6 protein-coding genes are annotated in these 14139 nt (G+C 71.4%); 3 read left to right on the plus strand and 3 right to left on the minus strand.

What is annotated here, in order from left to right; translation table 11 throughout:
* The first annotated feature begins 416 nt into the window (after positions 1-416).
* Positions 417-1556 carry an RICIN domain-containing protein gene (locus tag Scani_RS11900; RefSeq protein WP_159473526.1) on the plus strand — a complete coding sequence of 380 codons (1140 nt, stop codon included), beginning with the start codon at positions 417-419 and terminating at the stop codon, positions 1554-1556.
* 124 nt (positions 1557-1680) lie between these two features.
* On the opposite strand, the gene Scani_RS11905 is transcribed toward Scani_RS11900, so the two are convergent.
* Positions 1681-4509 carry a helix-turn-helix transcriptional regulator gene (locus Scani_RS11905; protein ID WP_159473529.1) on the minus strand — a complete coding sequence of 943 codons (2829 nt, stop codon included), beginning with the start codon at positions 4507-4509 and terminating at the stop codon, positions 1681-1683.
* Between the two features lie 162 nt (positions 4510-4671).
* Here Scani_RS11905 and Scani_RS11910 point away from each other — a divergent pair, with 162 nt between their 5' ends.
* A complete protein-coding gene (locus Scani_RS11910; protein ID WP_159473532.1) occupies positions 4672-6177 on the plus strand; it encodes a cryptochrome/photolyase family protein in 1506 nt (501 codons plus the stop codon).
* A gap of 60 nt (positions 6178-6237) precedes the next feature.
* Here the strand turns inward: Scani_RS11910 and Scani_RS11915 are convergent, their stop codons facing one another.
* Positions 6238-7491: an NAD(P)/FAD-dependent oxidoreductase gene (locus Scani_RS11915; RefSeq protein ID WP_159473535.1), complete on the minus strand. Its 1254-nt coding sequence runs from the start codon at positions 7489-7491 to the stop codon at positions 6238-6240.
* A 311-nt stretch (positions 7492-7802) separates the two neighbouring features.
* Between Scani_RS11915 and Scani_RS11920 the strand changes: the two genes are divergently transcribed.
* Positions 7803-9230: a carboxylesterase/lipase family protein gene (locus Scani_RS11920; protein WP_159473538.1), complete on the plus strand. Its 1428-nt coding sequence runs from the start codon at positions 7803-7805 to the stop codon at positions 9228-9230.
* A 282-nt stretch (positions 9231-9512) separates the two neighbouring features.
* Here the strand turns inward: Scani_RS11920 and Scani_RS11925 are convergent, their stop codons facing one another.
* The gene (locus Scani_RS11925) at positions 9513-12887 is read right to left on the minus strand and encodes a pyruvate carboxylase (RefSeq protein WP_159473541.1); all 3375 of its coding nucleotides are present in this window, start codon (positions 12885-12887) and stop codon (positions 9513-9515) included.
* Between the last annotated feature and the right edge of the window lie 1252 nt (positions 12888-14139).

Below are 14139 nucleotides of genomic sequence, written 5' to 3' on the forward strand. Positions count from 1 at the left end.
AGGCGCCTGGTGATCGGGCACGGGCGGGTGCTTCGAAGGTGGCTTCGGGCCGGACGTCTTGGCCGCGGGGAGTCGGAGTCGAGGCGGAGTAGTACCCGCCCCTGAGGGAACGTTGGCGAGGGCGTTCAGCCGGTGCCGGGGGCAGAGCTGACGCCGGTCAGGGGAGTGCGGCGCAGGCCGGCGTCGGCGCGGCCTGTCGAACGGAGAAGGCGGCACCGCCGAGAGTGCCCTCCCGCAAGTCCTCCGTCAGTTGACGGATGTAACACCGGGCGGACCTCCGTACGTTGGCACCGCCGCAGCAGGGCCACAGCCGGGGATGGGTGCTTCCTCCCTTTTCCGAGGGCGTTGCCACGGCACGAGGGCCGGTCACCGACCCGCCCCACAGGCAAGAACTGCCCGAGGAGAACCGAATAACCATGATCACCGAGCCGGCCCCCCACGGGTCAGCGCGGCGGACGCTGGCCGCATTTGCCGCGGTCGCCCTCGCCACCCTGGCCACGTCAGTGTCTCCGCTCACGACCGGAACGGCTCACGCGGACACCCCCGCCATGACCGGCCTGTCCCTGTCGCCGCGTCTGCCCCAGAGCGACGGCCTCGCGGCGTCCTTGGACCTGGCTGCGGACTCGCCGGACTACAAGACCGGAATGGTCATCAACAAGTCTCCGATAGCGAGTTGGAGCATCCTTCCCAACAGGGACGGGAGCTTCCTGATCCGCAACGACAAGACGCAGAAGTGCGTCGACTTCGACACCGACAACGGCCACCTCGTCGAGCCGGAGTACTGCGACCAGAAAAACAGCAAGCAGAATTGGTATCTGCAGCCCTCCGGCGGTGGTGACAACTACTACCTGATCCGGAACGTCAGCACCGACAAGTGCATGGACGTGTTCGGGGGAAGCGCGAACGACGGCACGACCGTGGGTATCCACGACTGCAACGGTGCCAGCAATCAGGAGTGGACCATCGGCCCGACGCCCGGGTCGGAGTACACCGGCCCCAGCCTCGCGGACCTGGCCACCGCGTACGCCCTGAAGCAGTGCAGCAATGCTGCCGGCAGCGTCAAGTCGTGCGACTACGAGGTCACCGGCGACAGCGTGGCTTCCGTGGGGAACCTGAAGCGGGTCAGCTCCAACGTGTGGAACAACAGCACCGACGCCGGGGAACGGACCATCACCTGGACGCAGACCACGTCCCAGACCAATACGGTGGGCACCTCCCTCACCGTCACCAGCGAGGTCGGGGTCAACGTCGAATTCGTCACGGCCAAGGTCAGTACGGCGCTCTCCGCACGCTACGAGCACTCCTGGACCCAGACCGACGCCGTGAGCGACGCGAACAAGATTTCCGTGAAGCCGGGCAACTACAGCTGGGCCATGCGAGGCCAGCTGATGAAGACGGTGACGGGCAAGTGGACGTTCACCAATGATCTCGGTGACACCTGGTCCGGCGACGGCACCGCCACCGTCCCCGCCAAGGACGGCACCGACAGCCGCAGCAGCGACCTGGTGCTGTGCACGAGCGACAGCCCCGCTCCGGAGTGCGTCGACAACCGGTGACCTGTGCCGAGCACTCCCCCGTGATCCGAGTGCGCTCCGCCGCATGATCTGACGGCACGCCGTCGGACGGTTCCCCGGCCTCCGCGAACGGGGCCGGGGAACCACGCGTCGAGCGCCGAGGGGGTCAGTCCTGCGGAGGTGGCCCTCCGGACTTCTGCCGGCGGGTCACCTCCGCGGCGATTTCGACCCGTGAGGTCATCGCCAGTTTCCTGAGGATGCTGGACACATGGGTGCTGACGGTGCTCCGGGCGATGGACAGCCGAGACGCTATCTCGGGATTGGAACACCCTTCGGCCACGTGCTCCGCGACCAGGCGTTCCGTATGGGTGAGTGCTTCCCAGCCGTCGCGAGAACCGGTTCGGGTCCGGTGCGAGCCCCGGCGAACGGCGACCGCACGCAGCCGGGACGTCGCCTGGGCCGCGTCCCAGACCGCGCCCATCCGCGTGAACGTGTCCAGCGCCTGATCGAGCAGGACGCGGGCGTCGTCCAGCCGCCTTCTACGGGCCAGCAGTTCCGCCGCATCGGTGAGAGCGTGCGCCGCATTGAGCGGCCGCGGAGCGTTGCGGTAGCAGCGGACCGCTTCCATGAGCAGATCGGGGTCCCCGCTCAGCAGACCTTGACAGCGGTAGGCGTCACCGAGGTGGTAGAGGCCGCCGCTGTGGTCGGCGCGCCGTTGCGCGGCGGCGGCGTAGCGCTGAGCGTTCGCATGGTCCCCCTGTGCCAGGGCGAGGCGGACCAGATCAGGTGTCAGAAAGCTGAGGATCAGCTGGCCCGGCAGGTGGCCGACGCCGCTGTCGAACGCCTCGGCGAGTCGGGAGTAGGCGCGCTGGGTATCGCCCTGCGCTTCGTCCAGCAGGACGCCGGCGCACAGCGGCAGATACTCGTAGAAGGCGGCGACCGTCGAGTGGTCGACCTCGGGCAGCGGAGCGGTCAGATGTTCTTCGGCGAGGGGCCTTCTGCCTCTGTGCACGGCGATCAATGCCGCCACCGCCCGCAGCGCCCGGCTCAGCTCGTCCTGGCCTCCGCAGTCGAGACCTGATGCGATCTCCGCCAGCGCATCGTCCCAGCGCCCCGTGTGGAACGCGAGGAGCGCGCAGGACAGGTGGTACCAGGGCAGGAACATCCCTCCGGTGCGCTCCGCCGGGATGCGCAGGGCGGCGAGGGTCCGCTGGGCGTCGCGTCCGAGATCGAGGTCGACGTAGTAGTTCACCAGCGCGAGTTGCAGCCCCACCCACTGCGCCGGGTGCATCGTGTCGGGCGTGAGGCGGGACGCCTGCCGCGCGAGTTCGACCGCCTCGGCGTCAGGTGTTTCGAGGAAGCGCTTGGCCGCCAGTACGTGCAGGGCACTGGCCAGCGCCTGACTGTCGCCGGCCTTGTCGGCTGCGCGCCGGGCACGTGAGGCGACCGCGCCGGCCTCGGTGAGGTCGCCCAGCGCGAAGAGGCATACGGCGCTGAACGCCTGGAGCCGGACCGCCTCGATCGCCGGCAGGTCCGGGCTCAAGCATCCGGCCCGTGCCTCCGCCAGCGCCAGGTCGGGCCGGCCACGGGCGAATGCGGCCTGGATGACGATCCAGCGCATCAGGCATTCCCACCCGGGGTCGGGTGCCTTGGCCAGGGCGCAGCGGGCACTTTCCTCCGCCTCGGCGAGGAGACCGCAGGAGAGCTGGGCAAGGGCGTGGTGGAGACGGAGGCCGGCGTATCCGGCATCCGTGGGGTCGCCGAGTTCCAGTGCCGTGGTGAGCAGTCGCAGCGCCATGGCTGGTGCCCGCGTGGTGAGCCGTGCCGCGGATCCTTCCAGCCACGTGATCAGGAAGTCCGGGCTCGGCAGCCCGCCCAGGAGGTGCTCGGCAACGCGTTCGGGAGCTGCGCCGGCCCGGGCCAGACACTGTGCTGCTCTCATGTGCAGCATGGCCCGGACCGAACCCGGCACGGCGTCGTACAAGGCGTGCCGGATGAGCTCATGCCGGAAGCGCAGGTGTTGGCCGGTGTCCCTCAGCACCCCGGCTGCCTCGGCCTCCGCTATGACGGCCAGCAGGTCGCGTAGCGGAAGGTCCACCACCTCAGCGAGCTCGGCGGTGGTGCAACTGGCGCCCAGTACGGAGGCGACGCGCAGCACCTGCACCACGTCATCACGCAGAGGGCGAAGCCGGTGCGTCACCAGCGCGGTCAGCGGCGGCAGCGAGATGCCGGCGGCGATGTCCGCCGTGGTCCCACCGGCCTCGATGGCGTGCTCGCGCCTCAGCGCGGCGATCAACTCGGTGAGGTACAGCGGGTTTCCTGCGGCTCCCTCGGCCATGCGGCGCAGTCGCGGACCGGCCGGCCGGCCGCACAGGTCTGCCAGCAGAGCCGCCACGGCCTCCGTATCGAGGGGTGCCAGCTCCAGCAGGGTGCGACGTCCGGCGATCGGGCTCCGCGACAGGTGGTCGACTTCCCCGGCTCCGGACACGGGCCGGTGAGCGCCCACCACCAGAAGCGGCAACTGATGCACCGAACACACCAGCTTGTGCAGCACGGCCACGCTTGCCGAGTCCGCCCACTGGAGGTCGTCGAGGAACAGCGCCAGCGGCCCCTGTGCGCACAAGTCCTCGACCAGCCCGATCAGCGCCTCGATCGTCGCCGCGTACGCCCCGGCCGCCTCGCTCTTGGCGCCCGGCACCCCATAGCGGGCATCGCCGCGCAGCACCTCGGCGACCCGGGCCCGCCGGGCATCCGAGGGAGACTCCTCCAGCCCCACGCAGCTGGAAATGAAGGCGAACGGCCATGCCTCCGCGAGCTCCTGGGCACTCCCGTGCAGCACCCGCAGGCCCCTGCGCTCTGCGTCCGCCGCGGCCTGTTCGAGCACCGTGGTCTTCCCGAGACCGGCCTCACCCACGACGAACGCGGCCTGCCCCTCGCCCGCGAGCGTGGACTCCACCAGCCTGGACAGCTCCGCCATCTCAGCCGCGCGACCCACAAGCCAACCTTCGAATGAAGCCATCACTTCGCCCCCACGCCATGTAATGCCAGGTGTTTCATAGCACATGTCTTGGATGCGCTTAGTGAACGACCGTCACCCGGACAAGGTCCGCTCGTCTCCGACGGGCAGGTGCCGAGCAGGCGTAGCAAGGTGGTCATCGTGATCACTCCGCACTGGCTGTTCGGCGACCAGCTCGGCCCGCATTTCCTGACCCCCGGCGCGGACGGGCCCGGCCGGGACGCTCCTGTGGTGCTGATCGAGGCCCGCTCGGTGTTCCGCCGGCGCCGCTTCCACCGTGCCAAGGCCCACCTGGTGCTCTCCGCGATGCGCCACCGGGCCGCCGAACTCGGCGACCGCGTCGTCCACGTGCAGGCCGAGACCTACCGCGAGGGGCTGCGGGAGGCTGCGCAGGACCGGGCCGTGACCGTGCACCACCCCACCTCTCATGCCGCCCACTGTTTGGTGCGCTCGCTGCCGCAAGCGCGGATGCTGCCGGCGCGCGGCTTCCTGCTGCCGCCCGAGAGGTTCCGCACCTGGGCGGCCGGGCGCGGCGGCAACCACCTGCGGCAGGAGGACTTCTATCGCTGGGTGCGCCGCGAACTGGACCTGCTCATGGACGGCGACGCCCCGGCCGGCGGGCGGTGGAACCACGATCACGCCAACCGGGAGCCACCGCCCAAAGACGCCCGCACCCTCGGCGCACCCGCGCCCTACCGGCCCCGCGAGGACGGCATCGACGAGGAGGTCCGAGCCGACCTGGACCGCTGGGAGCGCGAGGACGGCATCCGCTTCGTCGGCCGTGACGGACCATGGCGCTTCCCCGCCACCCGCCGGGAAGCCCTGACCGCCTTGCGCCGGTTCGTCGAGCACCGGCTCGCCGGGTTCGGGCCGCACGAGGACGCGATGCTCGCCGCCGACCCGGTGATGAGCCACAGCCTGCTGTCGTCCTCCCTCAACCTCGGCCTGCTCGACCCGGCCGAGTGTGTGGCGGCTGCCGAGAGCGCCTGGCGGGCGGGCCGGGCACCCGTCAACAGCGTCGAGGGGTTCGTACGGCAGATCGCAGGCTGGCGCGAGTACGTATGGCAGCTGTACTGGCACTTCGGCGACGACTACCGCAACCGCAACGCGCTGCGCCATCACGCGCCGCTGCCCGAGTGGTTCCGCGAACTCGACGCGGACAGCGTCACCGCCCGCTGCCTGGCCACCGTCCTCGCGCAGGTGCGGAACACCGGATGGACGCACCACATCCCGCGGTTGATGCTGCTCGGCAGCTTCGCCCTGCAACGCGGCTGGCACCCGCGCGAGGTGACCGACTGGTTCCACCGCTGTTTCGTCGACGGGTACGACTGGGTGATGCTGCCCAACGTCACCGGCATGTCCCAGTACGCCGACGGCGGCCGGATGACCACCAAGCCCTATACCTCGGGCGGCGCCTACATCCACCGCATGAGCGACCTGTGCGACGGCTGCGCCTATCGCCCCTCGGACCGCACCGGGCAGCGGGCTTGCCCCTACACCACCGGCTACTGGTCCTTCACCCAGCGGCACCGCGTCCTGCTCGCCGGCAACCAGCGCACCGCGCGCACCGTGCGGGGCCTCGATCGCCTCGGCGACCTGGACGAGGTGCTGCGCACCGACCGCCGGTGGGACGAGGGGCCGCCCTGACCCCGGCCCACCCGGCCGGAGGTCCGGCGGGGCGGATGCCGGCCCGTCCGAGCCGCCCCGTCACCCGCCCGCCAGGTCCACCGCCACCTCCCGGGCGGCTCGTGCGCCCGATGCCAGTGCCCCCTGCACCGACCCCGTCGCCCGATGATCGCCGCACACATAGCGCCCCGCGCTCACCCGGGTGCGGCGGCTGAGCGGCAGTCCCGGCGGCATCGCGGGGAGCGCGTCCCGCACGGTGTACGTGGCGATCAGGTCCCAGGTGCCGGTGTCCGCCTCGTAGCACTCGGCGAGGGCCGCCCGCACCGCTTTCTCCCGGCCGTCGGCGTCACCGCCGAGCACGGAGGTCGCCACGAGCGCGTACCCGTGCGGGGCGTGACCGGGCTGTACCTCGCTCAGCACGCAGGTGTTCACCAACCGCCCCCGCACATCGGTCACCAGCGTCGGTTCGCGCAGGGGGGAGCGGGCGGCGAGGTGGTAGTACGTCGTCACCGTTCGGTACGGGGGCACGGTCAGGCGCGGCAGCAGGCGGGCCGCCGCCGTGGGCTCCGCCGCCACCACCACCGCCCGCGCCGCCACGGGCCGGTCTCCGTCCACGAGGACACCCTCGTCCGTCAGGTCCGTCACCGGCGACTCCAGGGCCAGGGTGCCGGGCCGCAGCTCTGCCGCCAGCAGCTCGGGCACGGCCGCGATGCCCTCTGCCGGCAGGCAGAGGGTGCCGCGGGCCATGCTCCGCCACACCAAGTGGAAGAACCGGCTGGAGGTCTCCAGCTCGTCCTCCAGGAAGACCCCGGACAGGAAGGGCCGGAAGAACCGTTCGACGAAGCCGTCGGTGAAGCCGGCCCTGGCCAGCGTCCGCCGGGTCGTGGTGTCCCGCCCGCGCCGCAGCAGCGCCGCGGGTGCGAGGGCGTCCCGGCCGGTCAGCGTGGCGAGGGCGGCCAGGTCGCGCGGCCCGGCAAGGCCGCCCGCCAGCCCCTCCAGTGCCTGCCGGGGGGCGCGGGTGGGGTCGGCGAACCTGAACCGCCGGTCGCCGTCGTACACCAGGAAGCCGGGCGTGAAGCGGCGCAGCCGCAACCGCTTCAGCGGTACCCGGCGCCGCACCTGCGGATAAGCCGTGTTGAAGACCTGGAAGCCCCGGTCCACCGTGCACCCCGCCACGCGGTCCGTGCGCATCCGGCCGCCGACGCTGTCGGTCGCCTCCAGCAGCCGCACCCGCAGCCCCGCCGTGAGCAGGTCCCGGGCACAGGCCAGCCCGGCCGGTCCGGCGCCCACCACGACCACGTCCCACCGCTCGCGGTCGTTCCGTCGGCTGCTCATCTGGCTCCTCCGCATCCGGTGCCGCACGAGCGCGGTCCTCCGCGCAGTCCCACTCTTCCCCCCGAAGCCGGCCGGCGGACGCGGGGTGCGACGGGATGCAGCCGTTCGCCCTACCCGAGGGGGGCTCCCGCACCGCCTGTCGGAGGTGATGGCCGGCCCCGCCTCGTGGGGCGGCCGGCTCGATGCCCGCCTCAGCGGGCGCTCCGGCCGCCGCTTCCCGCCCCCCGCTCCGCTTCCCGGTCCGCCGTAGAATCCCGCTGGCCTCTCTGTGGCCGGGAGAACCGTCAACCGTCTTGTCCGAGGAGGGCTGTATGGATCCTGTGGTGCCGACGTCTGCCGGGAGGGTTCGAGGCTCCTGCCGGGACGGGGTCGCGCGCTTCCTGGGCCTCCCCTTCGCCGCCCCGCCCGAAGGCCCGTTGAGGTTCCGGCCCCCGGAGCCGCCCGCGGCATGGGACGGCATCCGGGACGGCCTCGCCTTCGGGGCCGCGCCACCGCAACTGGCCCCGGCTCCCGGCGCCCCGGCGATGTGGCGGCCCGACGACGGGCTGGACTGCCTGACGGCGAACGTGTGGACCCCCGACCCCGGTGCGGCCGGTCTGCCGGTCATGGTGTGGATCTACGGCGGCCTGTGGAAGCACGGAGCGGCGAGCATGCCCCACTATGACGCAGCCGTGCTCGCCGGCTCCGGGGTCGTCGTGGTGACCTTCAACTACCGGGTCGGCTTCGAGGGATTCGGGCACCTGCCGGGCGTTCCGGACAACCGTGGGCTGCGCGACCAGGTCGCCGCTCTCGAATGGGTCCGGGACAACATCGGCGCCTTCGGTGGCGACAGCGGGAACGTGACCGTCTTCGGACAGTCCGCCGGGGCCGCCTCCGCCGTCCTGCTGATGACCGCACCCACCGCACGGGGCCTGTTCCGGCGCGTCATCGCCCAGAGCGTCCCGGCCGGGGTCCGCAGCCGGGCCGAGGCCGGGACGGTCACCGCGACGATCGCACGGGCCGCGGCCGTCGCGGCCACGCGGGACGGGCTGAGCGGGCTGTCGCCCGAAGCGCTCCTGGCGGTCCAGGACGCTCCGCTGCGCGGACGCGACGACGGTTTCACGGCGTTCGGCCCCGTCATCGACGGCGACCTGGTGGCCGGTCAGCCCTGGGCTGCCCTTGAAGCGGGTGCGGGCAGCGGCATCGACCTGATCTGCGGCTTCACCCACGAGGAGTTCCGTGGCCAGGGCGCTGCCCCTCCCGCGGGGGTCGACCTGGGTCCGGTCGCCGAAGCGGTCGGGCTCGGCGGGGAGGCGGCTGCCGCCTACCGCCGGGCCCACCCCGGGCTCACCGATTCCGACCTGTTCACGACGATGCTGTCCGACGCGCTCATCCGGATGCCGACCACTCGTGTCGCCCGGGCTCACGCAGGCGCGGGCGGACGGACCTGGCTGTACGACTTCACCTGGCAGGGCCCCACGCTCGGCGCCGCCCACGGCATCGACGTCCCCTTCACCTTCGGCAATGCCACCAGCCGCTTCGCCGCCCGGTTCCTGGGCTCGCCGCCGCCCGCCGACTTCGCCGACCTGTCCGGGCGCCTGCGCACCGCCTGGACCTCCTTCGCCTCGGCCGGCGATCCGGGCTGGCCGCGCTTCACCCTCGACCGGCAGACCACCCGGCTCTGGAACCTCCCGCCCTCCGACGCCGCCTACCCGCTGGAAGCCTCCCGGCAGATCTGGGAGCGAGCCGCCTCCGCGTAGCGGCCTCGGGCCGACGAGGCCGGAGGAGCCGAGCAACTGGCGGCAGCGCTGCCGGGTTTCTCTCCTTGGCCGGCGGGATCTCGTCGGGGGCCGTAGCCCGGGACGGCCCTTTACGCCGACTGCCCCTTCCTGACGGCGATTCCGGCTGTTCACGGACGAGCATCGGACCTCCGATGGCGTGAACCTGCTCGCACCCGGATCGCTCATGCCGGCCACGCCCTTCCTGGCGTGGCCGGCATCCGTGCCGGTGGCGGCACCGCTCGTGCCGTAGCGGGAGGCGATTCACCCGAGGTCGACGAGGAGGTCGCCACCCTCCACCTGCTGGATCTGGTTGATGGCCAGCCTGGCCACCCGCCCGGTCTTCGGGGCGGTGATCGCGGCTTCCATCTTCATCGCCTCGATGGTGGCCACTGTGGTGCCGGCCTCCACCTCGTCGCCCTCGGCCACCGCGAGCGTCACCACTCCGGCGAACGGAGCAGCGACATGACCGGGATTGGCCCGGTCGGCCTTCTCCGTCGCCGGTACGTCGGAGGCCACTGCGGTGTCACGTACCTGGATCGGCCGCAGCTGGCCGTTCAGGGTGGACACCACGGTGCGCATACCGCGTTCGTCGGCCTCTCCGACGGCCTCCAGCTCGATCAGGAGCCGTACGCCCGGCTCGAGGTCGACGGCGTACTCCGTTCCGGAACGCAGACCGTAGAAGAAGTCCTTGCTGTCCAGCACGCTGGTATCGCCGTAGTCCTGACGGTGTGCCTCGAAGTCGCGCGCCGGCCCGGGGAACAGCAGCCGGTTGAGCGTCGCGCGCCGGTCCTTCTCCAGTCCCGTACGGTCGTCCGCGGTCAGTTCCTGCACCGGCCTGGGCTCGGCGCGGCCCTGCAGCGCCTTGGTGCGGAACGGCTCGGGCCACCCGCCGGGCGGGTTGCCCAACTCGCCGCGCAGGAAACCGATGACGGAATCGGGGATGTCGAACTCGTCCGGAGCCGCCTCGAAGTCCTCCGGCGCCACCCCGGCGCCCACCAGGTGCAGGGCCAGGTCACCGACCACCTTGGACGACGGGGTCACCTTCACCAGGCGACCGAGAATCCGGTCGGCGGCGGCGTACATCGCCTCGATCTCCTCGAAGCGGTCGCCCAGGCCGAGCGCGACTGCCTGTGTGCGCAGGTTGGAGAGCTGCCCACCGGGGATCTCGTGGTGGTAGACGCGGCCGGTCGGCGAGGCCAGGCCCGCCTCGAACGGCGCGTAGATCCGGCGGACGCTCTCCCAGTACGGCTCCAGGTCCCCGACCGCCTTCAGATCCAGCCCTGAGGGCCGTGCGGAGTGGTCGGTCGCGGCCACGATCGCCGACAGCGAAGGCTGCGAGGTGGTACCGGCCATGGACGCCACCGCGCCGTCCACCGCGTCCGCGCCGGCCCGGATCGCGGCGAGGTAGGTGGCCAGCTGGCCGCCCGCGGTGTCATGGGTGTGCAGGTGCACCGGCAGGTCGAACTCCCGGCGCAGGGCCGAGACGAGGGTCTCGGCGGCCGGCGCCCGGAGCAGCCCCGCCATGTCCTTGATGGCGAGGACATGGGCGCCGGCTGCCACGATCTGCTCGGCCAGACGGAGGTAGTAGTCCAGGGTGTAGAGCCGCTCGGACGGGTCCGACAGGTCGGAGGTGTAGCACAGGGCGACCTCGGCGACGGCCGTCCCGGTCTCCCGTACGGCGTCGATGGCGGGCCGCATCTGCCCGACGTCGTTGAGCGCGTCGAAGATCCGGAAGATGTCGATACCGGTGGCCGCGGCCTCCCGCACGAAGGAGTCGGTCACTTCGGTCGGGTACGGCGTGTAGCCCACGGTGTTGCGGCCGCGGAGCAGCATCTGCAGGCAGATGTTCGGCACGGCTTCGCGGAGTGCGGCCAGGCGCTCCCAGGGGTCCTCGGCGAGGAAGCGGAGCGCGACGTCGTAGGTGGCGCCGCCCCAGCACTCCAGGGACAGCAGTTGCGGCACCGTCCGCGCCACCACCGGGGCGACGGCGAGCATGTCCTTGGTACGGACCCGGGTGGCGAGCAGTGACTGGTGGGCGTCCCGGAAGGTGGTGTCGGTGACTCCGATGGCCGGCGATGCGCGCAGCCACCCGGCGAACCCCTCCGGGCCGAGCTCGGCGAGCCGCTGCCGGGAGCCGGCGGGCGGTTCCGTCGCGGGCAGGGGTGGCAGTTTGGTGATCGGATCGATCAGCTCGGGCCGTGCGCCGTGCGGCTTGTTCACCGTCACGTCCGCGAGGTAGGTGAGCAGCTTCGTGCCGCGGTCGGCGGAGTGGCGCGCGGTGAGCAGGTACGGGCGCTCTTCGATGAACGAGGTGGTGACCCGGCCGGCCCGGAAGTCCGGGTCGTCGAGCACGGCTTGCAGGAACGGGATGTTCGTGGCCACGCCGCGGATGCGGAACTCGGCCACGGCGCGCCGGGACCGGCCGATGGCGGTGCTGAAGTCCCGGCCCCGGCAGGTGAGTTTGACCAGCATCGAGTCGAAGTGCGCGCTGATCTCCGTACCGGCGTGCGTGGTGCCCCCGTCCAGGCGGATGCCCGAGCCGCCCGGCGACCGGTAGGCGCTGATCCGTCCGGTGTCCGGGCGGAAGCCGTTGGCGGGGTCCTCGGTGGTGATCCGGCATTGCAGCGCGGCGCCGTGCAGGACGACCGTGTCCTGGGTGAGGCCGAGGTCCGCCAGTGTCTCGCCCGCGGCGATCCGCAGCTGCGCCTGTACGAGGTCGACGTCGGTGACCTCCTCGGTCACCGTGTGCTCGACCTGGATGCGCGGGTTCATCTCGATGAAGACGTGGTTGCCGTCGCGGTCGAGCAGGAACTCCACGGTGCCCGCGTTGCGGTAGCCGATCTCCCGGGCGAACCGCACGGCGTCGGCGCAGATCCGCTCGCGCAGCGCCGGGTCGAGGTTCGGCGCGGGTGCGAGTTCGATCACCTTCTGGTGCCGGCGCTGGAGAGAGCAGTCACGTTCGAAGAGGTGGATGACCTCGCCCTGCCCGTCGGCGAGGATCTGCACCTCGATGTGCCGGGGGTCGACGACGGCCTTCTCCAGGAAGACGGTGGGGTCGCCGAACGCGGACGCGGCCTCGCGGGCCGCCGCCTCGATGGACTCGCGCAGCGTGCCGGGGTCCTCGACGCGGCGCATACCGCGCCCTCCGCCGCCGGCGACCGCCTTGACGAACACGGGGAAGCCGATGTCGTCGGCGGCACGGACCAGTTCGTCCACGTCACTGGAGGGCTCCGAGGAACCGAGCACCGGTACACCGGCCGCACGCGCGGCAGCCACCGCACGCGCCTTGTTCCCGGTCAGTTCGAGCGTGCCCGCGCTCGGCCCGACGAACGTGATGCCCGCCTCCTCGCAGGCACGCGCCAGGTCCGGGTTCTCGGACAGGAACCCGTAGCCCGGGTAGACCGCGTCCGCTCCCGCCCGGCGCGCAGCACGGACGATCTCCTCCACGGAGAGGTAGGCACGCACCGGGTGGCCCGGCTCGCCGATCTCGTGTGCCTCATCGGCCTTCAGCCTGTGCAGTGAATTGCGGTCCTCGTGCGGGAAGACGGCAACGGTCTTCGCGCCCAGCTCATAGCCGGCGCGGAAAGCGCGAATCGCAATCTCACCACGATTGGCGACCAGTACCTTGCGGAACATTTTCGATCCCTTCAGCCTGCCATGAGGGACACCATGGTGTACGCCACGGGCAGACCGGATGCCGGACCCGCAGTGACTTGTTGCCGGACCAAGCCTGAACATTCCGTCGGCTGACGTCAAGATCCGGGCCCGGCACACCTTCCATGCTCCGCCGAAGGCCGCCACGGCCGCCATTTCAGCAGGTCAGCAGGCCGGCATCGCTACGAGCGGGGTACCGGGGTGTGCCGCGGACACGGCGCTCGCCCGCGGAGCCGAAGGGACACCACGATCAGATCGCGCAGTTGTTTCAACGCTCCCTCGTGGTCGCCCGCGGCGATTTCGGAGAGCGTGCCGAACGATCCGGGGTAGAGCATGACCGGCAGGCCGCTGTCCTTGCGGCAGCAGAATACGGCGAACTCTTCGAGGAAGTATTCCGAGGACCGCTGGATACGTCGTTCCAGTTCCGCTTCCGAGGCGCCGCCCGAGTTCTTGCTGTGGTAGCCGCTACCGAATTCCTCGAGGGAGGTACAAAACGTGACGTCCTGGCTGAAGTGGTCGCGGAGAATCCGGTGATGGTCCTGATGACGAGAGGGCGGTCTGGTAGCGCCTTCTCCTCGCGGGCGAAGTGGTCCGGGCAGGGAACAACCGCCGAGGTGAGCGGGACGAGGGCCGCCGTCAGCCGTCTCGGCACTGCCGCCTGGGGATCCGGCCGTCGCGAGCGACGTGTCGCGCCGCGCGATCGGCCTTTCGGGTGACCTCGTACGCGGAGTGTTGCCTTCGTCGTCACCGGAATGGGTTACTGAGTCCGTCCGATTCCGGTGGGCCGCCCATCCTTTCCGGGGGAGTGGAAGGCGCCCTTGCCGGAGTCTCGTCATGACGAGGCGTCCGAGCGCGCTCCTCCGTTGAGGCATGCAGGTAACGGCCGTATCGGCGCCCCAGCATGCGCCACATGGTGCGGCCGGCCCGCGAGCTGGTCTGGAGCCGTCATGCATGCTGTCCGTCCTGTTCGCCCCGCGTACCTCACCGGGCCGCGCCCCGTGGTCGGGAGGGCGCGCCGGTTGCCGCACCGGCCCGCTCCGTCTCCCTTGGCGCGGTGCCGCGCGGGAGCCGTCGATGCGGTCGCCGGAAGCACCACACGAGCGAGGGCGGTCTCATGCTGACACCGGAGCGCCCGGACGGGCCCTTTCTGATCACCGACCGGGACGGGAACTGCATCGCCGTCATCGACCCGGCCTCCCGCAAGGTCGTGCCCACTCTGAGGGCCCCGGTCCCG

The organism is Streptomyces caniferus (genome assembly GCF_009811555.1).
In the GTDB taxonomy this organism is placed as follows: domain Bacteria; phylum Actinomycetota; class Actinomycetes; order Streptomycetales; family Streptomycetaceae; genus Streptomyces; species Streptomyces caniferus.

Bases quoted from the DNA above. Each gene is read 5' to 3' on its own strand.
- Scani_RS11920 (WP_159473538.1), top strand. From the start codon at position 7,803: ATGGATCCTGTGGTGCCGACGTCTGCCGGGAGGGTTCGAGGCTCCTGC.
- Scani_RS11915 (WP_159473535.1), bottom strand. From the start codon at position 7,491: ATGAGCAGCCGACGGAACGACCGCGAGCGGTGGGACGTGGTCGTGGTG.
- Scani_RS11925 (WP_159473541.1), bottom strand. From the start codon at position 12,887: ATGTTCCGCAAGGTACTGGTCGCCAATCGTGGTGAGATTGCGATTCGC.
- Scani_RS11900 (WP_159473526.1), top strand. From the start codon at position 417: ATGATCACCGAGCCGGCCCCCCACGGGTCAGCGCGGCGGACGCTGGCC.